Here is a 25,413-nt window from a genome sequence, read left to right as displayed (position 1 = left end):
CCATGAGCAAGGTTCTGATCGTCGACGACGACCGTCAGCTGCTGCGTGCGCTGGCCATCAACCTGCGCGCGCGTCAGTACGACGTCGAAACCGCCGCCGACGGCACCTCGGCGCTGGAAGCCGCGAGCCGACGGCCGCCCGACCTGGTGATCCTCGACCTCGGCCTGCCCGACATGAACGGTGTCGACGTCGTCTACGGACTCCGCGGCTGGTGCTCGGCCCCGATCATCATCCTGTCCGCGCGCGAGGCCCAGGCAGACAAGGTCGAGGCCCTCGACGCCGGGGCGGACGACTACGTCATCAAGCCGTTCGGCATGGACGAGCTGCTCGCCAGGGTCCGCGCCGCACTCCGCCGTACGGCGCCCACCACCGGCGGAATCGCGACCGTGCAGACCGCCACCTTCACCATCGACCTCGCCGCGAAGCAAGTCACGACTGCCGACGGACCGGTCCGGCTGACACCGACCGAGTGGAGCCTGCTCGAGGTCCTCGTCCGCAACACCGGGAAGCTGGTCAGCCAGAGGCAACTGTTACAGGAAGTCTGGGGCCCGACCTACGAGGCCGAGACCAACTACCTCCGCGTGTACATGGCCCAACTCCGCCGCAAACTCGAACTCGACCCCTCCCGCCCCACGCACCTCATCACCGAACCAGGTATCGGCTACCGCTTCCAGCCCTGACACCACTGAGACCCAGGCGGGCGGCCTTCTGTGTCTACGGAAGCTCCATCGCCGTGCTCCGGATCCGGTCATCCGCGCACACTGATCAGTTCCAGGCTGTTCGGCGTCAGCACCCGCCGCAGCAGCTTGGACGCGCAAAGCTATGGCCCGGCGTCTTGGTCGCTGTCGTCGGGGCCTTCGGGGAGTCCCGCGGCGGCTGCCTGTGTAGCTGCGCGGCGGGTCACGATCAGGTGGGTCAGGGTGGCGAGCAGGCACAGCCAGGTGAGGGCGATCGTCCATCCGGCCAGGACATCGGTCGCCCAGTGGTACCCGAGGTACACCCGGCTGAGCCCCATGGCGACACTCAGCAGAACAGCACCAGCCGCGCCGGCGATCTTCAGCGCTCGCGACGCGCTCGAATACCAGAGCAGTCCGGCCAGCAGCAGAAAGAAAGTGGTGCCGCTGAGTGTGTGGCCGGACGGGAAAGAGAAGCCGTTGGTGACCGTGCCCAGCACGACGCTCGAGTCCGGTCGATGCCGTCCGATCAGGAGCTTGAGGACGGAGGTGAGGATCGCCGCGCCGACCATGCCGACGACCAGGACGACGGCCTCGAACCAGCGTTTGGTCACGATCCGGAACACGGCAGCGACGATCACGGTGATCATGGCAAGGACCGGTACCTGGCCCAAGAAGGTGACTGCCTGCGCGAGCCTGCTCAGGCCCGCGGTGCGGTGCACGATGAATGCCTGAGTCAACTGCGGGTCGAAGGCTGCGAGCCCGTCTCCTTCGATCACCGCGTCTGCCTGCACGACGAACCCGATTGTCCCCAAGGCGGCTGCCAGCAGACCGAACAGCGTGCATCGTGACAGTGGACTCACAGCCTTCGGGTCGTCGGAGCATGACCAGACATCAGGTTTCGATGATCAGCCGCCGTCGGGATCGATGCGGTATCCCATGCCGCGGACCGTCTGGATCGCAGTGCGATTGAACGGTGCGTCCAGTTTGAGCCGCAGGTACCGGATGTAGACCTCGACGACGTTGGGGTCGCCGTCGAACGCCGGGTCCCAGACATTCTCCAGGATCTCGGTCTTGCTGACCGTCTCGCCGCGGTGGCGCATCAGGAAAGCGAGCAGCCCGTATTCGCGGCGGGTCAGGACGATCTCCTGCCCGGCCCGCTCCACCCGGCGCCGGACCGGATCCAGGACCAGGTCGCCGGCCCGCATGACCACCGGCCGCTCCGGTGCGCCGCGGCGGATCAGGGCGCGCAGGCGGGCGATCAGCACGATGAAGCTGAACGGTTTCGTGAGGTAGTCGTCAGCCCCGAGGTCGAAGGCATCCGTCTGGTCGTAGTCGCCGTCCTTCGCGGTCAGCATCAGCACCGGGGCCCAGACACCACGTTCGCGAATCTGCTCGAGCACCTTGTAGCCGTTCAGTTTCGGCAACATGATGTCGAGAACGATCACGTCGTACGGATGTTCGGTCGCCGCCCAGACGCCGTCCTCGCCGTTGTGGACGATCTCGACCACGAACCCGTCCTCGGTCAGGCCGTGCCTGATCGTCTCTGCCAGGGGGACCTCGTCCTCGACTACCAGAACCCGCATGTTGCCAGTGTCCTGCCGATTCGCTGAGAGCAAGCTGAGTCAGTGCGCCGGTAGCGGCAACGTGACTGTTGCGACGGTGCCCCGTGAGGCGCCCGGAGTCAAGGTGACGGTTCCGTGATGTGCTTTGACGATCTCCTGGACGATGGACAGACCGAGTCCTGAGCCGCCGCTCGCCCGTGCGCGACTGGTGTCCAGGCGGACGAATCGCTCGAAGACGCGCAGGCGGTCGTTCACGGGGATCCCGTCGCCATCGTCTTCGACCGTGAGGACCGCCTGACCGTCTCGCTCAGTCGTGCTGAGGCGCACCGTGCTCTGTGCCGCGGTCGCGGCGTTCTCGACCAGATTGCGGAGCAGCTGACTCAGCCGGAGCGGATCACCGAGAACCCTGACAGGTTTCACGTCGCCGATCACGGTGAGCAGGCCGGACTCCCGGAGCCGCAGGATTTCCGCGTCGACCAGGTCGTCCAGATCGACTTCGGTGCGGTGCAGGGGCAGCGCGGCATCGTCGGCCTTGGCGAGCAGCAGCAGATTCTCGACCAGTCGACGCATCCGCTCGGCCTCGCCCTGCATCAACCGATGCAGCTCCTGCCAGCTCTGACCGCGGGCCGATGGCTCGATGACGTCCAGGCCGGCGGACACCGTCGCGAGCGGCGACCTGAGTTCGTGGCTCGCATCGGCGACGAACGCACGCTGAGTCGCCTGGCCGGCCTGCAGACGATCGAGCATTTCGTTCATCGTTGCGGCGAGTCTCGCGATCTCGTCCTCGGTCTGCGGCACCGGAACGCGCTCGGTCAAGTCGCTGGACTCGATGCCCTGCACGCGGGTCCGGATCCGCTCGACCGGCTTCAGCGCCTGGCCGGTGAGCATCCAGCTCGCCGCGCCGACGACGACCAGCAGCGCGGGAATGCCGATCGCGAGGTACTGCGCGACAGTGGTGACAGTCGAGCGCTCAGTTGCGATCGATGATGCCACCACGACGGTGTAGTTCCGCCCGCCGTACTCGACACCACGTGCGACGATCAGGTAGTCGTGATCGTCGTCCAGCAACGGCATGTCGCCGACCTCCGCACGCAGTACTGCGTCGGGTTCGGGACGCAGGTGGGTCAGCGGAGCTGATTCTGCCCGTGGAGACGACGCCGCGACGACCCGAGCAGAGCTGTCGAGCACCTGCACGATCTGGCTCGCTCTGGTCGACTGAACGAGATCGTCGTTCAGCTTGGCCACGCCTTCCTCGTCGATCTGACCGGCGACATCGTCGGCTCGCACGTCCGCGGCGTCGGAGACGGTTGTGATGAGAGCCCGCTGCAGCAGAAGCAGCAGCAAGACAGCGCCCAAGGCCATCGCACCCGCGACGACGACAACCGCGGCTGCGGCGGACCTGCTCCGAACACTGGCACGGCTCAGCCTTGAGATCGTGCTACGCAGCGCCGACAACTGGACCTCTCCATCCTCTGCTCGTTCACACCTCCGCCCCATCGTCGCAGGCCGATTCCTGGCAGCGTGGATGCTCGAACCGAATCAGCGTGGCGCTTCCTGGCTGAGTGGCAGCTGAGGACCCACGTCGTTCTGTGCCGTCCGGGAGCTCATCGAAGGGATGCGAACAAGTCGTCCAGCGGACGACCGGGCGTGCGGCCGTGCTCGACGTACCACTCCCGGCCCAGCAACGACCGGAACAGCCACCGGGGCAGTTTGAGCAGCAGAGCCAGCGTGCGCGCGCCGTCGTCGGAACTCGCCTGACTGGCATGTGCCTCGAACGAAGCTCGCTTCTGGGGCGTGAAAGGCCGTACATCGACTCGGTGGGTGATCGCCGCGCTGGGGGAGTAGGCCTGCTCGTAGGCCGCGGCGGAGACCGCCGGCAGTACGCCGGGGATCGCCTCGACGATCCGGACCAGCCGACGGATCTGCCGGCGGTCGATAGTTGCCTCCAGCACCAAGGCGGTCCCGGCCCGGGCGGCGGCATAGGTGCCGACGGTGTGCACCTGCCGGTGATCCGGATGCCCGTATCCGCCGGCCGGGTCGTAGATCGTCAACGCGTCGGCCTGCTCCTCCCGCAGCAGAGCGATGAGCGGTTCCGCGGCATCCTCGACCGGCAGCGCGCTGAACCCATCGCCGGTGAACGGCTCCGACGACCCCGAATCCTTGAACCCGAATCGCACCACCCGCGCACAGCCGAGAGCGGCGGCAGATCGTTCCAGCTCGTCGCGCCGGAACGCCGCCAGTCCAGGCCCTGACCGGTACGGCGAAGCGGCCGCCCCCGCCTCGCCGTCCGTGGCGACCGCGAGTACGACGCGGTGCCCCTCAGCGGCAAGGCGAGCCAGCGACCCGCCCGTCAGCAAGGCCTCGTCGTCCGGGTGCGCGTGGAACGCCACCAGGGTGAAAGTCCTCGCCATCCTGACAGCATGACACGCCCTGCCGGACCGCTCTAGTTGCTCTCAGCACCCTCTCAGCGTCCGGACGACACGCTTGATTCGATGAGTGAGAACGAAGAGCGGCCGGCCGTATCGGCCATTGTCCGCGGACGACGACGGCGGCTGGTGACCTCCGTCCTGAGTGCGTTGATCACCGCTGCACTGGTGGTCCTCCTTCCCCGTGCGGTTGGCGCCACCTGGACTCAGGTCGGAGCCGTCCTCGGCCAGGTCTCCGCTGGATCGCTGGCGGTGCTGGCGGTCGTGTGGATCGCCGGACTGTGGGCCCACTCGTTCGTACTGGCCGCATCGCTCCCGGGACTGACAAAACGGCGAGGCCTGACGCTGAACCTGACCGGAAGCGCCGTGGCGAATGTACTGCCGCTCGGCGGCGCAGCAGGCACGGCGCTGAACTTCGCGATGATCCGCCGCTGGGGATTCAGCCCAGGCGCATTCGGCGCCTCTCTCGCCGTGACGACGTTACTCAACGTCGCCTCGAAGCTCGGCGTCGTCGCACTCGCTCTCGGCCTGATCCCGATCCTGCACAGCGGTCATGCGTTCGGGTCGGCGACTCTGCTGCTCCTGCCGGTGCCGGCCGCGGTCGTCGCGAGTCTCTGGATCCTTGTCGACGAGCGGGCGGCCGTGGCGGTCGGCAGTCTGCTCGACAAGTTGGCCGGCGTGTTCCGGCGCACCGATTTCAAGGACCGGCTGCCGGACCTGCGGCGCCGGATCCTCCAGGTGATGCGCACCGGGTGGCAGCCGATGACGGTCGGGATGGTCGCGTACGTCGCCCTGCAGCTCGCTCTGCTCTGGCTCTGCTTCGCCGTGCTTCACGTTCCACTGGGCGTTCCCGTCCTCTTCACTGCGCTGGCTGTCGAACGCCTGTTGACGTTGGTGCCGATCACTCCGGGAAGCGCCGGTGTCGTCGAGGTCGGGACGACGGCCGCTCTGGTCGCGCTCGGAGGTGATCCTGCCGGAGTCGCCGCCGGATTGCTGTTGTTCCGCGGGTTCACGTACCTGATGGAGATCCCGGTCGGCGGCGTGCTGCTGGCCGCGTGGTCATGGCTTCAGTCCCGCGCCAGTCCAGCGGCGCTCGAGGAGCCGGCCGGATGAGGATCGCGCTGGTGAGCGACTGCTACCTTCCCCGGCTCGGCGGTATCGAGCTCCAGGTCCACGATCTTGCCGTCCACCTGATACGCGCCGGTCACGAGGTCACGGTCTTCACAACCGCTGAAGGACCGGTGGCAGGGGGAGACGTTCCCGTTGTGCGCCTCCCTGCGTTTGCCGGAGTACCACTCAGGTCAGCTGTCGACCGTCTACGTGCCGCATTGCGACACTTCGATGTCGTGCACTGCCACTCCTCCTTGGTGTCTCCGCTTGCCTGGTGCGCCGCGCGACTGGCCGACAGTCCGCTCCTGACGCTGCATTCACTGCCGAGCTCGTCGACGCCGTGGCCGGTTGCGCGGATAGACCGGTACGTCGGCGACGTGCAATGGTCGGCCGTCAGCGAGGTAGTGGCGCGTGTCCTGGAGAGGCTTCTGCCGCGTCGGCAGGTCGGCGTGCTGCACAACGGCGTCGATCCGGCACTGTGGCGTCAAGCTCGGCGTACGGACCATCCGCTGACCCTCGTGAGTACGATGCGGCTGGCCAGGCGGAAGCGCCCGATGGCCGTACTGTCGATTCTGCAGCAGATCCGCGCGAGCGTACCGGCCGCCGTCGCTCTTCGAGCGATCGTTGTCGGAGACGGACCGCAGGCCGGGGCGGTCGCCAGGGCGGTGCAACGTCGGGGTCTTGGCGACTGGGTCGACCTACCGGGACGCTTGACCCGCTTCGAGATCCAGCAGTTGTACGCGTCTGCGGATGTCTATCTGGCACCCGCGGAGCTCGAGTCCTTCGGCGTTGCCGCGCTCGAAGCCCGCTGCGCGGGCCTGCCGGTCATCGCAATGGCTTCGGGCGGCGTCGGAGAGTTCGTCCGACCGGACATCGAGGGATACCTGGTGCGCACCGACTCCGAGATGGCGGCGGCCGCGGCGGCCCTGCTGTGCGACGGAGCGACACTGTCGCGCATCCAGGCCTTCAATCGGCACACCGAGCCCGGGATGTCCTGGAAGCACGTGGTCGCCCAGCACCTGACGGCCTACTCGACTCAGCACGCTCTCAGTCGGCAGTACCTAGCGTCGAGATCATGATCCACGAAGCTCCCGGCCTGCAGTCGTTGTCCGGCTGGGGCCGGACGCTCAACCGAACGTGCCGGGTGCGGCGGCCCGAATTCGACGGGGCGGTCGTCGATGCGGTGCTGACCGAACCGAGGATCACTGTGCGCGGAGCGGGCAAGAGCTACGGCGATGCGGCGCTCCCAGGTGACAGCACGACCATCGTGCTCGACCTGACCGCGCTCGATCGGATCGGCTCGTTCGACCAGGGAAACGGCGTGGTCGTCGTGGAAGCCGGCACCCTCCTGAAGGATCTCATCGACCAGACGCTCTGGCTCGGCTGGAACCTTCCGGTGGTACCGGGCACTGAGTACATCACGGTCGGGGGAGCGATCGCCGGCGACGTCCACGGCAAGAATCACCCAGGTGCGGGATCCTTCGGCCAGCATGTGCTGTGGATGGCGTTGCTGCGGTCCGACGGGACCATGGCTCAGCTGTCACCAAGTCAGGATCCGGACGCGTTCTGGGCGACGACCGGCGGCATGGGACTGACCGGCGTCATTCTCCGGGCGGCGATCCAGCTCCAGCGGGTGGACACCGGGTGGATGATCAGGAACCGCTGCCGGACGTACTCGCTGGATCAGACCGTCGAGGCGATGCGAGCGGCGGCCGAGCGACAGGAGCTCGAACCAGGTCGGCATGCGATCGCGTGGCTGGACGCGCATGTGCGCGGCGCGCGTCTGGGACGCGGAATCGTGGACGAGTACTACAGCGCGTCGACACTCGACCTGCCTGGTGTGGTCGCGCCGTTTCCAGAGCCCCGGGTGGCGGGCACCGGCCACCGAAGGTCGTTGCCCGGAACTGGTGTGGTCTCGAACGCGACCATCGCGGCAGCCTCGGCGGCACGGTGGCATCTCAGCCGGTCAGGCAACTCGCAACTCGTCGCGCTGCGCGCTGCGTTGTGTCCGCTCGATCGCGCGAACGGGTGGCCGGCGGCGTTCGGACGCCGGGGGATGATCCAGTACCAGTTCGCCGTTCCGCCGGACCGGACCGGGACGCTGCACGACGTACTCGCGTTCTTCAGTACCCGGGGCATGACGCCCGCGCTGGTGACGCTGAAGAATCTCGGGTTCGGCGACGCGGGCCCGCTGTCGTTCCCGATCCCGGGCTGGACGCTCGCTCTGGACCTTCCCGCGCGTTGGCTGAATGACCACGACACGCTGCGGCCGGTCGACAAACTCGTAGCCGGCGCCGGAGGGCGTATCTACCTGTCGAAGGACACGATCGCGACTCCGGAGCTGATACCGATGATGTATCCCCGGCTGACGGACTGGCGCCGCACCCGGCAGCGACTGGATCCGGCGGGACGATGGACGTCCGGACTGGCCGAGCGGCTCGGCCTGCTGACATGACCCGATCGGTACTCCTGGTCGGCGGATCGTCCGAGATCGGGATGGCTGTGCTCCTCCGGCTGCTCGGACCGGCACCGCGTCGCGTCATCCTTGCCGGCCGTCCGAACGGGGAACTCAAGTGCAACGCCGAGAAGCTCCGCGATGCCGGGTACACCGTGGCGACAACGGAGTACGACGCGGCTCTCGACGTCGCCGAACTCGACGGGATGCTCGATCATGCCTGCGCAGGTTATGCACTCGAGCTCGCAATCGTCGCGGTGGGGTCGATGTCGGAGAAGTCGTTCGCACAAGGCTTGGTTGTCAACGGCCTGGCCGTCGCGCTTCTGCTGCGTGCGTTGACGCAGCGGAGACCACAGCAGATCGTGCTTTTGTCCTCAGCTGCTGCGGTTCGGCCGCGGCAATCGATCGCCGAGTACTCGCTGGGCAAACAGTTGGCGGACTCGACCGCGCTTCTGCTCGCGCGACAGACGGCGGACACCGGCGTACGGATCCTGGTTGTCCGCCCGGGATTCGTCCGGACGCGGATGACGGCCGACCTTGCCAAGCCGCCCCTCGCTACTGATCCCGATCGTGTCGCCAGGCGAGTCGCGGCTGCCGTGGACAGCCGCAAGACAGTCATCTGGGTGCCGCGAGTCATGGGCCTCGTCGTACGTATCCTCGGCATCCTCCCGCGCCGGGTGCTCCCGCCTTCCTGGCGATGACGCTTCTCCGCGTCCTCTCAGGTCGATCTCGATCTACTGGTGTCATGAAGCAGAACGCCCACGAACGCAAGCGGCGTCGGGTGCGGAAGCGGTGGATCGCCCTCGCCCTCTTCCTGCTCCTGGTTGTTCCCGCCGTGTCCTATGTACGGGCGCTGTTGTATCCCGGGAACGCGAGTTTCACGGTCCGGACCGTGGAGTGGTTTCGCGATCACGGCGCCGGATTCGTGATCGACACGGTCGAGACCTGGAAGTACTCCCACCAGCAACCGCCTGCGACCGGCGCGCCGGCTGACACGACAACCCCCGAGCCGGGCGGTGCGCCGAGAACGGGGCAGGCCAGGGTTCGTCCAAGTGCAACTGAATTGCCGACTGTTCAACTGCTGCCTGGCGTGACTGTGCTGGACCACGAGGGCAAGTGGTCGGTCGCACGGCAGTCCAGGTCAGGCCTACCGCTGGTCTGGACGACCTGGTTCCGGCCTGACCCGCTGCACCTGCCCGTTTCTGTCGCCGCGGCGTTGCTGCCGCGCGGCAGTTACCGGCTGCACTTGATGCCGGGGACCCGGGAGCCGCTCGTCGGGATGGCGTCCAAGGCCGGGTACTCGGTACCAGCCGCAGACCTCCCGGCCCTCGTGGCGACGTTCAACGCCGGCTTCAAGATGAAGGATTCGCACGGTGGGTGGTGGACGAACCAGTCTCCGGCCGTCCCGCTGGTCGACGGACGGGCGTCCGTGGTGATCCTCCGCGACGGCTCGGCACGCATCGGTGTCTGGAACCGAACGGTCACGATGACCAAGGATGTCGTTGCGGTCCGCCAGAACCTCGATCCGGTGATCGTCGACGGCAAGATCGTCGACGGGCTGACCGCGAACGCCAACGGGCGTTGGGGCACCGTCCGCAGTCAGTTCCAGTACACCTGGCGGTCCGGTCTCGGAACAGATGCTCATGGCAACTTGATCTACGTCGCGGGCAACAAGCTGACACTCGCGACGCTGACCTCGGCGATGCACCAGGCGGGCATCGTCCAGGGCATGGAGCTCGACATCCATGCGGCGATGGTGAGCTTCGACATCGAGCAGCCCGGCCCGGCCGAAACGGTCACCGGACAACGGCTGCTGAACTCGATGAACTCCCCGGCCGATCGCTACCTGGTCGACGACCAGCGCGACTTCTTCTATGTGACCGCGAAATGACCAGCGTCCGGACACTTCTCCGGCCTGCAGCGCAGGGTGAAAGTACGGTGCGGGCGCTGCTGCGGCTGAGCCGGCCGCAGCAGTGGCACAAGGCGGTCATGCTGTTTGCTGCACCGGCCGCTGCCGGGGCCTTGGAGTCGCCGGCCATCGTGGTGCGGGCTGCGATCGCCGCTGCCGGGTTCGTGCTGCTCGCGGTCGCCATTTACGCGTTCAACGACATCCGGGACGCGTCCGACGACCGTCGGCACCCCCGCAAGCGCCTGCGGCCGGTCGCTTCCGGTGCGCTCAACCCGGCGACGGCCGCAGTATTCGGTGTCAGCGCGGCTTTGCTGGGCCTCGCGGTCATGAGCGGCCTCGGCTGGCGGACATTCAGCATCGCCGGTGTGTATCTCGCCACCCAAGTGCTGTACGTCGCCGGGCTGAAACACATCGCAGTCGTCGACCTGATCATCGTCGCGCTGGGTTTCGTACTGAGGGCGGCCGCGGGCGGCATGGCAACCGGACTGCCGGTGTCGAACTGGTTCCTTCTCGTCTCGTTGTTCGGGGCGATCTTCCTCGTCACCGGCAAGCGCAAGGCGGAGCACAGCACGTCCGGTAACGGGGTCAGCCGTCCGGTGCTGGCGGCGTACCCGAGTTCCTGGCTCGACCAGGTCATGGCAGTCGCGTTGCTCGGAACCGCGCTGTCGTACGGCATGTGGGCTTTTCAGAACCTAGGCCATGACGTCTACCGCGAGCTCTTGGCCATCTCGTTCGTGCCCTTCCTCACCGGCCTTCTCCGTTATGCCCTTCTGGTCTCCACCGGCCGTGGAGAGGAGCCGGAGCACGAGATCTTCCGCGACCGTGTGCTGCTCGCCGCCGGGCTGATCTGGGCGGCACTTCTCGGTGTCGGCCTGTATGCGGCGTAACTGGCGGACCGGCGCCGCGTGGACGCAGACATCGGGCTCGCCGCGTCGTGTGAGTGTGTCGGCCGACCTAATCTGATCCTGACAGTGGTGCAGTGGCATCGTGAAGGGACTGAGTGGCCATGTCTGAACCTCGGCTCACGAAGGCCGACGTCCGTCGTTACCGTGCAATGCTTGCGGCCGAGCGGGACGCGGCTGCGCTCTACCAGGCCTTGGCGGCGGTCGAGAGTGGGACGCGGCGGGACGCGTTCACCGAGTTGGCCGCCATCGAGGAGCGGCATGCCTCGCATTGGGAGGCGAAACTTCGCGAGGCGGGTGCCGAGGTGCCGGTGGCCGGTCGGCCCGGGCTGCGCACCCGCCTGCTGGGCTGGCTGTCGCGCCGGGTCGGTGCCGGGCCGCTGTTGCCGTACGTCGAGCGGATGGAGCGTGCCGATGCGAACAAGTACGACGCCGACCCGCAGGCCGCGGAGGGGATGGCCGCTGAGGAACGCCGCCATGGACGACGCATCGCGCGGATGCGCTCCGGGGGCGCGGGCACGCCGACAGAGCAGATCGCACAGCGTGAGCGATGGCACCGTGGCGATCGGTCCGGCGGTCTGCGTGCTGCCGTGTTCGGCGTCAGTGACGGGTTGGTCTCCAACGCCGCGTTGGTGATGGGTTTCGCAGGCTCAGGGGCAGGGCGATCGACGGTGCTGCTGGCCGGCGTCGCCGGTCTGCTCGCCGGGGCGTTCTCGATGGCTGCGGGAGAGTACGTCTCGATGTCCAGCCAGCGGGAGATGTTCGAGCGTGAGATCAGCCTGGAGGCGGCCGAACTCGACGAGAATCCTGAGGAGGAGCGGCTCGAGTTGGCGCTGCTGTACGAGGCGAAGGGCATTCCGAAGGACGAGGCCGCTCGCTTGGCCGACCAACTGATGGCCGACCCGCCTGCGGCCCTGGATTCGCTGGTCCGTGAAGAGCTCGGTCTGGATCCCGACGCGCTCGGTAGCCCCTGGACGGCCGCGGCATCGAGCATGATCGCGTTCGCCGCCGGTGCGTTCGTCGTGGTTCTGCCGTACCTGATCGGCGGCGGAACAGCGGCGTTCGTCGCGGCGCTGGTCGCCGCCCTCGTCGCCATGTTCGCCGTCGGCGCCGGCATCGGCGTGCTCAACGGCCGCGCAGCCCTCCGTTCCGGCCTCCGCCAGGTCGTCGTCGGCGCCCTGGCCGTCGCCGTGACGTACGGCGTCGGCAGCCTGATCGGTACGACGGTCTCGTAACGCGCCGGCAACAGGTTCCTGTCCCTGGCCTGACACCTCGAAGGACCTGCGGCCCACGGGTTGCGGGTCGATCGCCTCTCCCTCGGCTTGGCCTGCCGCGGCTCAATGACCGTGACGGTTGGTTGATCGAGGAGGCTGGAGATGCGTCGGAAGGTTCTGGTGCTGGGCGCCAATTTCGGTGGGATGACCGCGGCGCTGGCGGTCAAGCACGAGCTCGAGGGCGACGTGGACGTGACGGTCGTGTCCGCGAGTGACCACTTCCTCTTCAATCCCAGCCTGATCTGGCTTCCGTTCGGCAAACGGGACGAGGCGGACATCACGTTCCCGGTGGCGCCGACGCTGGATGCGCACGGCATCGAGTTCGTCCACGCGGCCGCAACCGCGGTCGACCCGGTGGCCAAGCAGGTCACGATCGACGACGGCCGGCAGTTCGGCTACGACTACCTGGTCATTGCGACCGGTTACCGCAACAAGGACGACGTCGTTCCCGGGTTCAAGGAGAACGCGAACACGATCACCACTCTCCGGGAGGCCGAACGGACCGCTGTCGCCTGGCGCCGGTTCCTCGATGACCCCGGCGACGTCGTCGTCGCGGCCACGCAGGGTGCGGGCTGCTTCGGGGCGGCGTACGAGTTCCTGTTCAACACCGCGTACCAACTGCGGAAGGCGGGTCTGCAGAAGAAGGTGAAGCTTACCTACGTCACGGCGGAGCCGTTCCTCGGGCACTTCGGGATCGGCGGGCTGCCGCACGGCGAGCAGTTGCTCGGGATGTTCCTCAAGAAGGAAGGGATCGAGGCGCGCATCTCGGTCGGTATCGACCACGTCGACGACGGCGCGCTCGTGCTGGCGGACGGCGAGACGGTGCCGTTCGCTTTCGGCATGGTGATCCCGCCGTTCCTCGGGCAGCGCTTCCTCGAGGACTCGAACGGGCTGGCCGACGAGAAGGGGTACGTCGTGGTGCGGGACACGTACCAGAGCGAGAAGCACGACGACGTGTACGCGGTCGGTGTGGCGGCCGCGGTCGACGTACCGTGGCAGACGCCGACGCCGGTCGGCATCCCGAAGACGGGCTTCCCGACCGAGGTGATGGCGCACACCGCCGCCGAGAACATCGCCGCGCAGATCCGCGGCGAGGAGCCGGTGAACACCAAGTCGTTCGGCGACATCAAGGCGGTCTGCGTGATGGATGCCGGGAACAACGGTGTCATCATCCTGGCCGACAAAATGCTGCCGCCGCGCAAGCACGGCGTACTCATCCCCGGTCCGCAGGCCCATCTGATGAAGCTGGGCTTCGAGAAGTACTTCCTGTGGAAGATGCGCCACGGGTACGTGCAACTGCCGTGAACCTCACCCTGCCAGGGTGATCGAGATCTCCGGCGGGGTGGTGATCGAGTTGTGGACGGTGCAGTGGTTGACGACGGCCAGCAGGGCGTCGCGTCGCGCGGGCGGGAGGTCGGCCGCGAGCTTGACGGTGACGTCGATCCGGTCGACTCGCGCCCGCTTCTGCGCCAGTGCGAAGCTGGTCTCGACGCTGAGGCCGGTGGTGTCGAGGTTGTGCCGGTGCAGGTAGCGTCGGGCGTAGAACGCGACACATGCGGCAAGGGACGCGACGAAGAGTTCCGTCGGCGTGGGGGCGGTGTCCTCGCCGCCGGCGTCCGTCGGCTGGTCGACGGTGAGCCTGTGCTCCCGGATCTGGATGCCGAAACGGTCGCCGTCCAGATGGCCGACCCGGATCGTCCTGGTGCCGTTCGGCTCGGCGGCCGGCGGCGTGGGCCGGCGCAGCCAACGGAAGTGCTCCTGGTTTCCCAGCAGGTCGAGGCGGTGCCAGAGCACACTCGTGGGGACGGCCTGCGAGGCGTGCGCGAGGCTTGCGATGCGCTGGTTCTCCCGGTCGACCGGAACCACCAGGTCGATGTCTCGCGAGTCGTGCCCGGCGAAGGCCGTCCAGAATTTCCGGTTCAACCGGTCGGCGACCAGGCGCGGGATCGTCCAGCCGAGTACGGGCAGGTCCACGCAGCGAGCAGCTGCCAGCGCGGCGGCGGTGGCGGCTGAGTGGTCGGCGTGCCCGCTGACCCCGGACGGGTCGAAGACGAGCAGGCCGTCTGCGCCCGACGCCCTGATCTGGGCGAGTATGTCGCTCTTCAGCGTGTTCAGGTCGACGGTGGCCAAGGCGCCGTCGGGATGATCGAGCAGGACGGCCGAGTCGACGCCCAGTGCGCCGGCCGCGATCTGCAGCTCCTTGGCACGAAGTACGCCGAGGTCGCCGGCAGGTCCGAGCGTCGAGGCCTCCCCGTGCGTCAGGCACAGCACCGAGACGTCGCTGCCGGCCCGTGCGAAGGCGTCCAGTGCCGCGCCGAGCCCGAACGATTCGTCGTCCGGATGCGCGACAACCGCCAGCACGGACGACCACCGAGGCAAGGTGCTCGTCACGTCGATGGTTGATCGGACTCGAGTCATCGTGCACCTCCGGACCGTCGGCGGGCTCGCCACGAACGCCGCACCGTACGTCGATCGTCCGTCCGGCGCACCGCCGGCCGAACGGACGAAGGTCCCGACCTCGGTCCGCAGACGTCCCTCTGCTCGCCACCGATGTCGGCCAAGGTCTCCAGTTCGGGCCGGGTCCTGATCAGAGGCGGACGCGTTCAAGGTGCCTGGGTGTCACCGCGGTCCAATCGAGTTCGTCGTGGATCCGCCCGGCCAGTACGGCGCGGGCATGGTCCTCGCCGTGGACGACGTACACGGTCTCGGGAGCGCTCGGCGCCGCCGACAGCCAGCCGATGAGCTCGTCGGAGTCGGCGTGGGCGGAGAACTCGGAGAGCCCGACAACCTGCGCGCGGACCGGCACGTAGCGGCCGTGGATCTTGAGCGCGCGGGCGCCGTCCAGCAGCGCGCGGCCGCGCGTGCCGGGAACCTGGAAGCCCGGGAGTACGACGGTGTTGCGCCTCCCGGGGAGCAGACGCGCCAGGTGGTACAGCACCCGTCCTCCGGTCGCCATGCCGGACGCCGAGATCACGACCGACGGGCGGCCCGGGTCGCTGATCCGCATGGACTCCTCGACGGAGTGGACCAGGCGCAGCGTCCCGGGGTCGAACGGGTCCGGCCCGCCGAGAATCTCGGGGCGGAGCTCGGGTGACTTGTTCGCGACCGCTGCGCGGTAGACGTCGAGGGCGGCCAATGCCATCGGGCTGTTGACGTACACCGGCAGGTGGGGGATGAGACCATCGCGCATCAGGCCGGCGAGTTCGTGCAGCAGGATCGCGGTGCGGTCGATCGCGAAGGCCGGCATCAGTACGACACCTCCACGTGCCGCGGTGGTGGAGATCAGGTGCGCGAGCTGGGCGTGGTCGAGCGCGTCGTGCTGGCGGTCGCCGTACGTCGCCTCGACCAGGACCGTGTCGACGGCCGGCGGCGGCTCGGGCGGGCGGAGCAGCGGATGCTGTTGGCGGCCGAGATCCCCGCTCACCAGCAGTCTTCGCCCGTCGAACTCGAGCTCCGCGAAGGCCGAGCCGAGGATGTGGCCGGCCCGGTGCAGTCGTACGGAGGTATCGGCCAGGTGGACGCCGTCGGTCATGGGGCGGAAGAACCGGATCGCCCGTTCGGCATCCTCGGAGTCGAAGAGCGGTTGCGGTGGATCGTGCTTGGAGTAGCCGCCGGCGCGGGCGTGCTGAGCGTCCTCCATCTGGAGACGGGCGGCGTCACGGAGCACGATCGCGGCGACGTCCGCCGTACCGGGCGTGCAGATCACCGGTCCGTGGAAGCCTTGCCGGACGAGGCCGGGCAGGTAGCCGCAGTGGTCGAGGTGTGCGTGGGTGAGTACGACGGCGTCCAGCGATGCCGGGTCGATCGGGAACGGGTCCCAGTTGCGGCGTCGCCATCGCGCCTCGCCCTGGAACAGGCCGCAGTCGATCAGGATCCGCTCGTCGCTGTGTTCCAGCAGGAACTTGCTGCCGGTCACCGTTCCGGCCGCGCCGAGGAAGGTGAGCGCGGTCATGTCCACTCCTCCCATGCCACTGTCGTCAGGTTCGCCGGTGGAGCACGCGGAAGCAGCGGGCGAGAGTCCCGAGCTTCGGGGCCGTTCGGCCCTCAGAGCTTCCGGGGCCCGGATCTCCACGGTGCGTGGACGGGGTCGCATGAGGGTACTGGCGGGTTCAGGTTGCCGATGTCAACAGACGGGGAATCAGATGAGCGCCTCGATCACGGATCATCCCGCCCGCCCGGTTCTCGGTCTTGCCGGATTCGGCGCGGCCGTCGCGGCAGCCGCGCTGATCGGCGGGTTGGCCGTGGCCGATGCGGCCTCGCGCTACCGTGCTCTGGAGCAACCGGCGTGGGCTCCGCCGAGCTGGCTGTTCGGACCGGTCTGGACAGTCCTCTACGTGACGATCGCCGTCAGCGGATGGATGGTGTGGCGTCGTAGCGGGTGGTCGAGCGCGCTGACGATCTACACCGTCCAGCTTCTCTTGAACGCTGCCTGGACGCCGCTGTTCTTCGGCGCGGGCCTGCGCGGGATCGCCCTCGCGGAGATCCTGTTGCTCTGGCCGGCGATCGTGTGGACCATTCGCCGTTTCCATTCGATCCGGCCGGCGGCTGCGTGGCTCCTGGTCCCGTACCTGTTGTGGACCACCTTCGCGACGGCGCTGAACGCGGCGGTCTGGTACCTCAACCGATAACAGACCGCCGGCTCCAGAACAGCGTCAGTCGGTGGCGAGCCCTGCGGTTCCGCTCGTGGCGGCCCCGGCAGTGTCCTGCTGGGAAGTCAGGTCACCGTCGTGCGATACGGCGTACGACGCGATGTTCCCGTTGCCGAGGCGAATCTGCAGCGTCGTGCCGTCCGGGCTGAGGGCGGCGTCGGTGCCGCCGCCGGAGGTGCGCGCGGCGACGGCCTGCAGCAAGGAGACCCGCCCGTCGGTGCTGATGCGGTACGACGAGACGGTCGAGCTCGCGGCATTGACCGTGAACGCGTAGCGGCCGTCCCGCGTCGTGACAAGCCAGCAGGCAGCCGCCTGGGTGTCGCGCACGGACGGGCTGATCGTGCTCAGCCGGCCGAAGCGGACGGCGTACGACGACACCGCGCTCGGGCCCGCCTCGGACACGATCGCGTGGCCGCGGCGGTCGAAGTCGAAGCCGTACGGCGTCGAGCCGGCGGAGCGACTCGGGACAGCGCGGCCCGCGTACCGGCCGTGCACCGCGAAGGTGTCGATCGTCTGATCGCCCTTGTGCGTGACGAGGAGATGGCGCCCGTCCGGGGTGAAGGAGACCTGTGCGGCGGCTGCGTCCGTGTCGCCGACCTTGCTGAGCTGTCTGGTCGAACCGTGGAGGGGGCTCAGCTGACCGTCCGGACCGAGGCGAAGTCCGCTGATGGTTCCGTCGCCCTGGTTGAGGACGTACACGGTGCTTCCGTGGACCGTGACACTCACGGGCCGGTCACCGCCGGTGGGTTCGACGTCTCGCTGCACGAGACCTCGCGGAGTGATCGCCAGCGTCGAGATCGTGTCGTCGCCGGCGTTGACCACGAACAACAAGTCCCCTTGACGCACCAGCGCGTTCTGCGACGCCAGCGACGCTCCGAGCCCCAGTCCGCCGGTGGCGACGACGCTTCCTGTACGCAGCCGGCCGTCGCGCAGCCGGTCGAAGATCTGAACCGCATTGCCGGCCGCGGCGTTGGTCGCTTCGTAGACATGGCCAACGACTTGCGCGTCATTGGTTGCTGTCGGCCCCTGAGCGTTGGCGACGCCGGTGCCGCCGGCGGCCAGCGCCGCAACCGCGAGCAGCAGCGGCGGCAGGGAACGGACGGACGGATTGCGCATGATGATCGATTCCTCCGACAGGAAAGGGATGAATGCGTTCGACGGTAGATCCGAAATCGCCGGCCGCGACCGGATCCGCCGATCGGTAAGCCGGCCGTTAGCGCCGGGCGCGGACACGGTGGCGCGCTTACGGGTCACTCACCCCTTCGTGTGCAGGGGCGCGGTTTCGCCGGCGGCGTGCGATGGTGGGGAGATGGTGATTCGGTGGTGGGGCGGGGACCGTGAGGCGTTGCGGGGACTGTTCCGGGAGGCGGACGACTCCGAGGCGGAGGTCGATCGCTACCTGGGATCCGGGGACGTGCTCGTCGCTGAGGACAACGGACTGGTGGTCGGGCATCTCCAGGTCGTGGACGGTGACGGCGCCGTCGAGTTGAAGAGTATGGCGGTGCTGGCGGAGCGACGGGGGACCGGTGTGGGCCGGGCGTTGGTGGAGGCTGCCGTGGAGCACTGCCGGCGCGGTGGGGCTTCCCGGATGGTGGTTTCCACCGCTGCGGCGGATGTGGGGAATCTCCGGTTCTATCAGCGTCAGGGGTTCCGGATGCTTCGGGTCGAGCGGGACGCTTTCACCTCCGCGTCCGGCTACCCGGACGGCATCGTCATCGACGGCATCCCGTTGCGAGATCGGATCTGGCTGGATCGGGAGCTCGTGGCGGACCAGTCATGACCGGCCGGCTCTTCTGCGACGTCGGGCTCGCGGAGCGGATCGAGCGGGCCGAAGCCGGGCTGATCGAGGCCGGCGCCCGCGCCACACATCGCCGGTTGGGCGACGGTCGCGGATTCGTGATCCCGGTGGGCGGCGGGCTCGCGAGCTTCGCGGCTGACGACTCGCCGTACAACAAGGTCGTCGGGCTCGGCTTCGGCGGCGTACCTGCCGAGGGGGAGCTGGACGAGATCGAGCGTGCCTACGCCCGGGTCGGGGCACCGGTGCAGGTCGAGCTCGCGCATCTCGGCGACCCGGAGATCGGCATCCTGCTGAGCCGGCGCGGGTATCAACTGGAGTCGTTCGAGAACGTACTCGGGCTCGTGATCGAGCAGCGGTACGACGTGACGCCGCCGGAGGGGATCACGATCCGGGTGAGCGGTGACGACGAGCTCGACCAGTGGCTGGACGTCATGGCCGACGCCGTCGCCGCACCGGACACGCAAGGGGTTCCGTGGCGCGAGGAGTTTCCGCGCGAGACCTACATCGACGCGGAACGCGACGCGACCGCCGCGGACATCACTCGGTACGTCGCCGTGCGGCACGGTGAGATCGCGGGCGGGGCCGGGCTGCGCACGGTCGCGGGCATCGCTCAGTTCGCAGGCGCCGCCACACTTCCGGCGCACCGACGACACGGTATCCAGTCCGCGTTCCTGACGACCCGCCTCGCCGACGCCGCGGCCGCGGGCTGCGACGTCGGAGTGATCACCACGCAACCGGCCTCCAAGTCCCAGCAAAACGCCCAACGGAGCGGCTTCGATCTCCTCTACACCCGCGCGGTCCTCGTCAAGCACCCCTGAGCCTTGGCGACTTGGCCGGTGCGAGCCCGATGGCACGGGGGGACCTTCGGGCTCGCACGCAAAGGTCACATCGGTCCCGGCGGGCAGACGTTACGCCGGTGACGAGATCGTGACCCGGGAGATCAGTTCGTCACGATGTCGCGGTGCCGCACGGTGGTGCTGCCGGCGACGGCTGCGGCCGGCAGGAGGGCGTCAGGACAGGACGAAGTACCGCAGCCAGAGGTACGGCGCTGCGACGGCGATGGTGATCGCGGTCATCACCACGCCTTTGCGGGTGAACTCCCAGAAGCTGATCGGGTGGCCGGCGCGCAGGGCGATGCCGATCACCACGACGTTGGCGCTGGCGCCGATCGCGGTCGCGTTGCCGCCGAAGTCGGCGCCGGCCGCGAGGGCCCACCACAGGGCGTGGCCGTGGGCCGGGTCGGTGACGGTCTTGGTCAGTTCCAGGACGACCGGGCTCATCGTGGCGACGTACGGGATGTTGTCGACGACACCGGACAGAACCGCGGACACGACCAGGATCAGCATCGTCGCCAGCAGGGGTCTGCCGTTGGTCACCTCGCCGACGGCCTGGGCGAGATCGGCGATCACCCCGGTCCTGACCAAGGCCCCGACCATGATGAACAGACCAGCGAAGAAGAGGAGCGTCTGCCACTCGACACTGGACATGTAGTCGCGCGTGGGGACCTTCGAGATCAGTACGAGCAACCCCGCACCGAGCAACGCGACGACAGCCGGCTCGATGTGAGGCACCGTGTGACCGACGAATCCGGTGAACACCAGGAGCAGAACGGCGCCGCACTTGACCAGGAGGCGGGTGTCCTGGATGGCTTCGCGCTCGTTGAGGCGCAGGACATCGGCGACGCGGTCCTCGTCCACCGCGAATGCGCCTTTGAACAGTCGCGGCAACACCAGGACGAAGACAATGAGTTCGAGCACGACCAACGGCGTGAGGTGGATCAGGAAGTCGTTGAAGGTGAGTCCGGACCGGCTGGCGATGATGATGTTCGGCGGATCACCGATCAGGGTCGCGGTGCCGCCGATGTTGGACGCCATCACCTCGGCGATCAGGAACGGGACCGGGCTGATCCCGAGCCGGTCGCAGACCAGCAGCGTGACCGGCGCGATGAGCAGGACGGTGGTGACGTTGTCGAGGAACGCCGAGGCGAGCGCGGTCATCAGCGTGAGCAGGATCATCACCCGCAGGGGCGATCCCTTGGCGCGTTTGGCCGCCCAGATCGCGACGTACTCGAAGACGCCAGTGCGGCGCAGGATCCCGACGATGATCATCATGCCGAGCAGGAGAAAGATGACATCCCAGTCGATGCCGGTCTCGTGGGAGTAGAAGGCATGCTCGGAGTCGGTGACGCCCACTGCGAGCAGGACCGCTGCACCACCGAGCGCGGCCAGGAGCTTGTGCGTCCACTCGGTCGCGATCAGGAGGTAGGCGACGAGGAAGACGACGACGGTGAGAGCCGTCACGCCGTCACCGCCAGGCGGTCAGGGGACCCTAGTGTGGTATCACCAGCTGCAGCAGCCTCGCGGCGGTGATCGCCCCGACGATGTCCTTGTCCTTGACGACGGCGACCAACGGACAGCGCAGGCGGGCCATGATCGCAGCCACTTCCAGGACGGTGTCGTCGTGGTTCACCACGGGCAACTCCGCGGGCTCGGCCGGCAGCATCTGCCGGACGGTCACCTGCGCGAGCTTGTCGGCGACCCGATCCGCCAGCGACTCGTCGATCACCCGGGCGAGTGACGGGTCGTCCTGCACATAGCTCGGGACCAGACAGCGGACCACTTGTGACGCAGGCAGCACCGAGTACGGGCGCTGGTCGTTGTCCACCACGATGATGCCGGGCAGCCGCTGTGCGGCGAGCAGTTCGGCCGCCTCGCGAGCGTTCGTGTCCAGCCTGACCACTGGATACGGCTCGGCTATCTGTTCTGCGTGCACATTCGCACGATACGCCGACGGCGACTGACGCACAGGATCTGTCCCCGGTGCTCGGACTCGTGGCCGCCCACGTCACAGTGCCTCCAGGGATCGCCGGTCTGCCCGCACCCCAGGTCGAGGACGGGTACTGCCGACCAGACTTCCCGGCACACCGCGGCCAGCTTCCCCCATCGACCGCGCCGAAGGCAAACATCGCTGTCCTTCGGCGCGGCCGGTCCACTGCCTGCGCTGCGGGGGATCGGAGGATAGCTGTGGAACTCAGGTGCCGGAGCCGAGCACCGACTGGGCCTTGCGTACGGCGGCGCTCGTCGCGCCCTCGATGTCGTCTGGCAGGCCGTTGACGATCGTGAGCGCGAGGACGACGTCGCCGACGCCGGTTGTGATCATCGTGACTTCGAGGCCTTCGAGAGGTCCGGACGTCGCGGTGAACCGAACGGCGACGGGGTCGGTTCCGGACTTCGGGGCCGAGACCTCGCGCACGCTGATCGGGGAGCGGCCCTCGCCGGGGATCGTCAGAGTCATCGTTCTGCAGGACACGATGGCCTGCTTGAAGGATTTCTGCAGCGCGCCGACCGCGGCGACCGACCCCATCGCGTCGAGGCTCTCGTCGATGAACGGTCCCTCCGCACCGCCGGAGTACGACTGCGTGGCGGAAGCCTTGGAACCCGGCGGTACGTCGGCGTTGGAGAACGCGACGAGCTTGGCGCACTTGGCGTCCTTCGAGGACAGCGTCACGTCGTCGTCACCCGAGTCGTCAGCCTTCTCGATCGAGAACCCCGCAGGCAGGTCGGCCAGCACCAGCAGTGCCTTGGTGAGCTGCGCCGGAGTACGCGCGGGTGCGGTCGCTGGTGGGGTGCTAGGTGCTGCGGTGGTGGCCGGCGGTGGTGTGGATGACGCGGTCGCCGACGGCGTCGGCGTACTGGACGGAGCGGGGGAGCCGGTGTTGGATCCGTCGGAGCATCCGGTCGCCGTCAGGAGCACGGCAGCACTCAGGCAGGCAGAAGTAAGGAAACGGCTGGGCATGGAGTTGGCCTCCTGGTCGGGGACATGACTTGTACGTCGCCGACCAGACTTCCCGGCACACCAGCGAACAGCCGCGGATCGCCGGGCTACGCGTTACTGCCTACATCGGCGTGCCCGGCCCACCGTTACACCCGTGATCCGACTGTGACGGATGAGGGGGAGCGGGGCGCGCTCGCGTCACCGGCGCCGCCGGCGTTTGCGGAGGGCGCGGCTCAGGTGCGCCCAGGCGACGAGCGCGGCGGCAGGCGCGAGCGCGATGGGGGCGATTTCGAACGGATGCCGGTGCCACGATTGCGGGTCGCGGACTCGGGTGGGCTTGCGCGGGTCGACCTGCAGAGTGACGAGGTCGCCGGTGTGCGGGTGCTGGTGGATGTTCTCGACCAGGACTCGGACGCCTGGGAAGCGTGACTGCAGTTCCGCGTTGAAGGTAGGGCCGCGCTGGTCGTAGTTGGTGCGGGTGACGAGCGCGGTCACGGCTTCACCGCGGTGGTTGAGGACCAGTTCGTCGTACACGAAGGAAGTCGACAGGCCCGCCATGAAAGCCACCCACAGCAGGCTCACGACCAGGCGCAGCGTTGACCACTCGCCGATCGGCGAGGACAGGACGACGCGCTCGAGCCACGGACCGCCGTCTCGGTGTCTACCCGTGGCCACGACGACCCCCCGCGGACCGCAGCCGTGAGTACGCGAGCCAGGCGCCGGCGATCGCGACACTGGTGGTTCCGCCGATCGCGACGAGACCCGAGACGCCGGATGGGATCCCGGTGTCGGCGGCGAAGTCCTCGGCGTCCACGAGAGCCATGACCTGTGACGGGTCGTCGGGTTTGTAGAGGATCCGCAGTGGCGGGGCGTACCGTGTTCCGGCCGCTGGTGGATGCCGACCCTCGGAATTGTCTTCAGGGTCGCCGAGGCTGTTCGACAACGTCGCCATGTGTCGTTGCGCCGCCACGACGAAGGTCACCTCGACGGTGTCGATGTAGCTGCCACCCTTGCTGTACCGGACGTCGACGTCGACCCCATCGGCCGTGGTCGCGATCCCGGCGTCCAGGAACTCCTGCGCGACGGTTTGCTGATGGTGGATGTCGAGGACGGCGACGACACCGAACAACGTCGCCAGGAGCGCGTAGATGCCGAGCACCGAGGCCCAGCGGGGAACGTTCAGCATGGTGTGCTTCCTTCGGCCGACGACAAGTACGTCGCCGACCAGGCTTCCCGGCACACCGTGCTCGATCATGACGAGCTCAACAGCACTATCCGCCCACGGGGCTCGCGCGTTACAAGAGTCAGGACGAGAGCAGCAGCGGCATCGTGAGGGCGTAGGCGCCGAGGAGGACGATGGCCTCGACGCGGGTGAGGGCGAGACCGCGGCGCAGGAGCATCCAGGCCAGTACGGCGGTGAGGATCATCGTGACGCTGAGGGCGACGGCTGCGCGTTCGGTCGCGGCTGAACCGGAGGCGATACCGACGACGGCGCCGCCGACCAGGCTGTTGAACAGGTTGCTGCCGAACAGGTTCCCGACGACGAGTTCGGACTCGCCGCGGCGCTGGGCCTGGACCGTGGTGACGAGCTCGGGGAGCGAGGTGCCGAGCGCGACCAGGGTGAAGCCGATGATGACCTGCGGTACGCCGAGATCGGTCGCGATCGCCGACGCGTTGGAGACGAGCAGCTGAGCACCGGCGAGAACTCCTGCCAGACCCAAGCCCGCGCGCACCGGCTCGAACCAGGCCGGCAGCGTCGACGCCTGCACCGGAACGTCAACCGTCGCGGACGCCTTGGTGAACTCCGCTGCCTCCTCCGCGACCTCCTCGTTGCTGCGTCCCTCGCGGGCCCAGCGGATGAGGACGAACACCGCGCACACCCCTGCGGCGCCGAGCACCGCGCCGGTCACCGGGTGCAGGCCCATCCAGGCCAGGAACGAGAACAGAACGACAGCCACCACGGCGAGCGGCACTTCGCGGCGGATCACGTGCGAGGTCACCGCCACCTGACCGGCCAGCGCTGCGATGCCGAGCACGAGAGTCAGATTCAGGATGTTGGACCCGGCGATGTTGCCGACCGCCAGTCCGGTGTCCCCGCGCGCCGCCGCGACACCCGAGACGAGGAATTCGGGCGCCGACGTACCAAGCCCGATGACGACCACGCCGACCACGACCGGGCTGATCCGCAACCGCTGCGCGAGCCGCGACGAACCGAGCACCAGATGATCCGCCGCGAAGGTCAGAACGACCAGCCCCGCAACGGCAAGCAGAATCCGCACCACCATGAGACAGCCCTCCGATCGGCAAACAACAACCCCTGCCGCCGACCAGACTTCCCGGCACACCAAGCAGCAACATACCGCAGCGATCGTCGAAGCCGCTCGCGCAGTGCGGATCTGTCAGCCGGGGTACGCGTCGACACCCCGTCGTACGGCGAGGAGTTGGCCGCCGAGGCCGCGCGCGGCACAGGTGTGCTGGTCGGAACCAAAGGTGGCCACACACGGACGAGCACGACCACGTGGGACGCCGACATCAGCGCCGACCGGATTCGGTCCGATGTCGACGCGAGGAGGAAGGCGTCTCGGCGCTCGCTTCGCTTCGGGATGCGGGCAAGGTCGCACGGATAGGCTTGCCGAACGTGAGTGAGGCCGAGCTCGAGAGAGCAGCGGCCGTGACTCGCACCGATGCGGTGCAGAACAAGCACAGCGCGCTGGCCCGCGAGTCAGGGCAGCAGTTGGATGACTGTGAGTGTGACGAAGACGGCGACCACGATGATGGCGATCACGCGGATCGCGATCTGCAACGGCCGGCTCCACCATGGGAGCTTCTCGGTGTCCGGCCCCGGTCGGCGGATGCTCATCTGACGCTCCTTCGGTC

The 25,413-nt window shown here is 68.1% G+C and carries 26 protein-coding genes; 12 read left to right on the top strand and 14 right to left on the bottom strand.

What is annotated here, in order from left to right:
* The first annotated feature begins 2 nt into the window (after positions 1 to 2).
* Positions 3 to 680 carry a response regulator gene (locus AB0L64_RS09685; RefSeq protein ID WP_363709592.1) on the top strand — a complete coding sequence of 226 codons (678 nt, stop codon included), beginning with the start codon at positions 3 to 5 and terminating at the stop codon, positions 678 to 680.
* 140 nt (positions 681 to 820) lie between these two features.
* Here AB0L64_RS09685 and AB0L64_RS09680 read toward each other — a convergent pair whose 3' ends face one another.
* The 4 genes from AB0L64_RS09680 to AB0L64_RS09665 all read right to left on the bottom strand — a co-directional run bounded on the left by AB0L64_RS09680 (position 821) and on the right by AB0L64_RS09665 (position 4,650).
* Entirely contained in the window at positions 821 to 1,537 is a 717-nt protein-coding gene (locus AB0L64_RS09680; RefSeq protein WP_363709590.1) for a phosphatase PAP2 family protein, read from the bottom strand.
* A gap of 45 nt (positions 1,538 to 1,582) precedes the next feature.
* Positions 1,583 to 2,260, bottom strand: a complete 678-nt coding sequence (locus AB0L64_RS09675; protein WP_363709588.1) for a response regulator transcription factor — start codon at positions 2,258 to 2,260, stop codon at positions 1,583 to 1,585.
* 39 nt (positions 2,261 to 2,299) lie between these two features.
* Entirely contained in the window at positions 2,300 to 3,595 is a 1,296-nt protein-coding gene (locus AB0L64_RS09670) for a HAMP domain-containing sensor histidine kinase (protein WP_363709586.1), read from the bottom strand.
* A 248-nt stretch (positions 3,596 to 3,843) separates the two neighbouring features.
* Positions 3,844 to 4,650: a PIG-L family deacetylase gene (locus AB0L64_RS09665; RefSeq protein WP_363709584.1), complete on the bottom strand. Its 807-nt coding sequence runs from the start codon at positions 4,648 to 4,650 to the stop codon at positions 3,844 to 3,846.
* An 81-nt stretch (positions 4,651 to 4,731) separates the two neighbouring features.
* Between AB0L64_RS09665 and AB0L64_RS09660 the strand changes: the two genes are divergently transcribed.
* From AB0L64_RS09660 to AB0L64_RS09625, 8 genes are all read left to right on the top strand, one after another.
* Positions 4,732 to 5,778 (top strand): lysylphosphatidylglycerol synthase transmembrane domain-containing protein, encoded by a 1,047-nt coding sequence (locus tag AB0L64_RS09660; RefSeq protein ID WP_363709582.1) that lies wholly within the window; start codon positions 4,732 to 4,734, stop codon positions 5,776 to 5,778.
* Positions 5,775 to 6,854 carry a glycosyltransferase family 4 protein gene (locus tag AB0L64_RS09655; protein WP_363709580.1) on the top strand — a complete coding sequence of 360 codons (1,080 nt, stop codon included), beginning with the start codon at positions 5,775 to 5,777 and terminating at the stop codon, positions 6,852 to 6,854. The genes AB0L64_RS09660 and AB0L64_RS09655 overlap by 4 nt, the downstream gene beginning before the upstream one ends.
* Positions 6,851 to 8,230 carry an FAD-binding oxidoreductase gene (locus AB0L64_RS09650; protein WP_363709577.1) on the top strand — a complete coding sequence of 460 codons (1,380 nt, stop codon included), beginning with the start codon at positions 6,851 to 6,853 and terminating at the stop codon, positions 8,228 to 8,230. Before AB0L64_RS09655 ends, AB0L64_RS09650 begins: the two co-directional genes overlap by 4 nt.
* Positions 8,227 to 8,931: an SDR family NAD(P)-dependent oxidoreductase gene (locus AB0L64_RS09645; protein WP_363709575.1), complete on the top strand. Its 705-nt coding sequence runs from the start codon at positions 8,227 to 8,229 to the stop codon at positions 8,929 to 8,931. The genes AB0L64_RS09650 and AB0L64_RS09645 overlap by 4 nt, the downstream gene beginning before the upstream one ends.
* Positions 8,932 to 8,975: 44 nt before the next feature.
* Positions 8,976 to 10,121: a hypothetical protein gene (locus AB0L64_RS09640; RefSeq protein WP_363709573.1), complete on the top strand. Its 1,146-nt coding sequence runs from the start codon at positions 8,976 to 8,978 to the stop codon at positions 10,119 to 10,121.
* Positions 10,118 to 11,026, top strand: coding sequence for a decaprenyl-phosphate phosphoribosyltransferase (locus AB0L64_RS09635; RefSeq protein ID WP_363709571.1), 909 nt, complete (start codon positions 10,118 to 10,120; stop codon positions 11,024 to 11,026). Before AB0L64_RS09640 ends, AB0L64_RS09635 begins: the two co-directional genes overlap by 4 nt.
* A gap of 119 nt (positions 11,027 to 11,145) precedes the next feature.
* Complete coding sequence (locus AB0L64_RS09630; RefSeq protein WP_363709569.1) at positions 11,146 to 12,276, top strand: VIT1/CCC1 transporter family protein; 1,131 nt, start codon at positions 11,146 to 11,148, stop codon at positions 12,274 to 12,276.
* 141 nt (positions 12,277 to 12,417) lie between these two features.
* Positions 12,418 to 13,620, top strand: coding sequence for an FAD-dependent oxidoreductase (locus tag AB0L64_RS09625; RefSeq protein WP_363709567.1), 1,203 nt, complete (start codon positions 12,418 to 12,420; stop codon positions 13,618 to 13,620).
* A 3-nt stretch (positions 13,621 to 13,623) separates the two neighbouring features.
* On the opposite strand, the gene AB0L64_RS09620 is transcribed toward AB0L64_RS09625, so the two are convergent.
* Both AB0L64_RS09620 and AB0L64_RS09615 read right to left on the bottom strand, forming a co-directional pair.
* The gene (locus AB0L64_RS09620; protein ID WP_363709565.1) at positions 13,624 to 14,733 is read right to left on the bottom strand and encodes a PIG-L family deacetylase; all 1,110 of its coding nucleotides are present in this window, start codon (positions 14,731 to 14,733) and stop codon (positions 13,624 to 13,626) included.
* 169 nt (positions 14,734 to 14,902) lie between these two features.
* Positions 14,903 to 16,267, bottom strand: coding sequence for an MBL fold metallo-hydrolase (locus AB0L64_RS09615; RefSeq protein ID WP_363709563.1), 1,365 nt, complete (start codon positions 16,265 to 16,267; stop codon positions 14,903 to 14,905).
* Positions 16,268 to 16,457: 190 nt separating this feature from the next.
* Between AB0L64_RS09615 and AB0L64_RS09610 the strand changes: the two genes are divergently transcribed.
* Positions 16,458 to 16,943, top strand: coding sequence for a TspO/MBR family protein (locus tag AB0L64_RS09610; RefSeq protein WP_363709561.1), 486 nt, complete (start codon positions 16,458 to 16,460; stop codon positions 16,941 to 16,943).
* A gap of 24 nt (positions 16,944 to 16,967) precedes the next feature.
* Here AB0L64_RS09610 and AB0L64_RS09605 read toward each other — a convergent pair whose 3' ends face one another.
* Positions 16,968 to 18,080 carry a beta-propeller fold lactonase family protein gene (locus AB0L64_RS09605; RefSeq protein WP_363709559.1) on the bottom strand — a complete coding sequence of 371 codons (1,113 nt, stop codon included), beginning with the start codon at positions 18,078 to 18,080 and terminating at the stop codon, positions 16,968 to 16,970.
* On the opposite strand from AB0L64_RS09605, the gene AB0L64_RS09600 reads away from it, so the two are divergent.
* A complete protein-coding gene (locus AB0L64_RS09600; protein ID WP_363709557.1) occupies positions 18,079 to 18,744 on the top strand; it encodes a GNAT family N-acetyltransferase in 666 nt (221 codons plus the stop codon). The genes AB0L64_RS09605 and AB0L64_RS09600 overlap by 2 nt on opposite strands.
* On the top strand, positions 18,741 to 19,580 hold the full coding sequence (locus AB0L64_RS09595; protein ID WP_363709555.1) for a GNAT family N-acetyltransferase: 840 nt from the start codon (positions 18,741 to 18,743) through the stop codon (positions 19,578 to 19,580). Before AB0L64_RS09600 ends, AB0L64_RS09595 begins: the two co-directional genes overlap by 4 nt.
* Before the next feature lie 192 nt (positions 19,581 to 19,772).
* On the opposite strand, the gene AB0L64_RS09590 is transcribed toward AB0L64_RS09595, so the two are convergent.
* The 7 genes from AB0L64_RS09590 to AB0L64_RS09560 all read right to left on the bottom strand — a co-directional run bounded on the left by AB0L64_RS09590 (position 19,773) and on the right by AB0L64_RS09560 (position 25,396).
* Entirely contained in the window at positions 19,773 to 21,062 is a 1,290-nt protein-coding gene (locus AB0L64_RS09590; RefSeq protein ID WP_363709553.1) for an ArsB/NhaD family transporter, read from the bottom strand.
* 28 nt (positions 21,063 to 21,090) lie between these two features.
* A complete protein-coding gene (locus tag AB0L64_RS09585) occupies positions 21,091 to 21,534 on the bottom strand; it encodes a CBS domain-containing protein (protein WP_363709551.1) in 444 nt (147 codons plus the stop codon).
* A 258-nt stretch (positions 21,535 to 21,792) separates the two neighbouring features.
* Positions 21,793 to 22,515, bottom strand: coding sequence for a hypothetical protein (locus AB0L64_RS09580; protein WP_363709549.1), 723 nt, complete (start codon positions 22,513 to 22,515; stop codon positions 21,793 to 21,795).
* Between the two features lie 219 nt (positions 22,516 to 22,734).
* A complete protein-coding gene (locus tag AB0L64_RS09575; protein ID WP_363709547.1) occupies positions 22,735 to 23,211 on the bottom strand; it encodes a hypothetical protein in 477 nt (158 codons plus the stop codon).
* Entirely contained in the window at positions 23,198 to 23,791 is a 594-nt protein-coding gene (locus AB0L64_RS09570) for a hypothetical protein (RefSeq protein WP_363709545.1), read from the bottom strand. Before AB0L64_RS09570 ends, AB0L64_RS09575 begins: the two co-directional genes overlap by 14 nt.
* A 49-nt stretch (positions 23,792 to 23,840) precedes the next feature.
* Positions 23,841 to 24,821 carry a calcium/sodium antiporter gene (locus AB0L64_RS09565; RefSeq protein WP_363709543.1) on the bottom strand — a complete coding sequence of 327 codons (981 nt, stop codon included), beginning with the start codon at positions 24,819 to 24,821 and terminating at the stop codon, positions 23,841 to 23,843.
* A 437-nt stretch (positions 24,822 to 25,258) separates the two neighbouring features.
* Complete coding sequence (locus AB0L64_RS09560; RefSeq protein WP_363709541.1) at positions 25,259 to 25,396, bottom strand: hypothetical protein; 138 nt, start codon at positions 25,394 to 25,396, stop codon at positions 25,259 to 25,261.
* Positions 25,397 to 25,413: the final 17 nt, after the last annotated feature.

This window comes from Kribbella sp. NPDC051936 (genome assembly GCF_040680955.1).
GTDB lineage: Bacteria > Actinomycetota > Actinomycetes > Propionibacteriales > Kribbellaceae > Kribbella.
The sequence above is the reverse complement of the archived record's forward strand: the minus strand, read 5'-3'. Positions and strand labels throughout refer to the sequence as shown.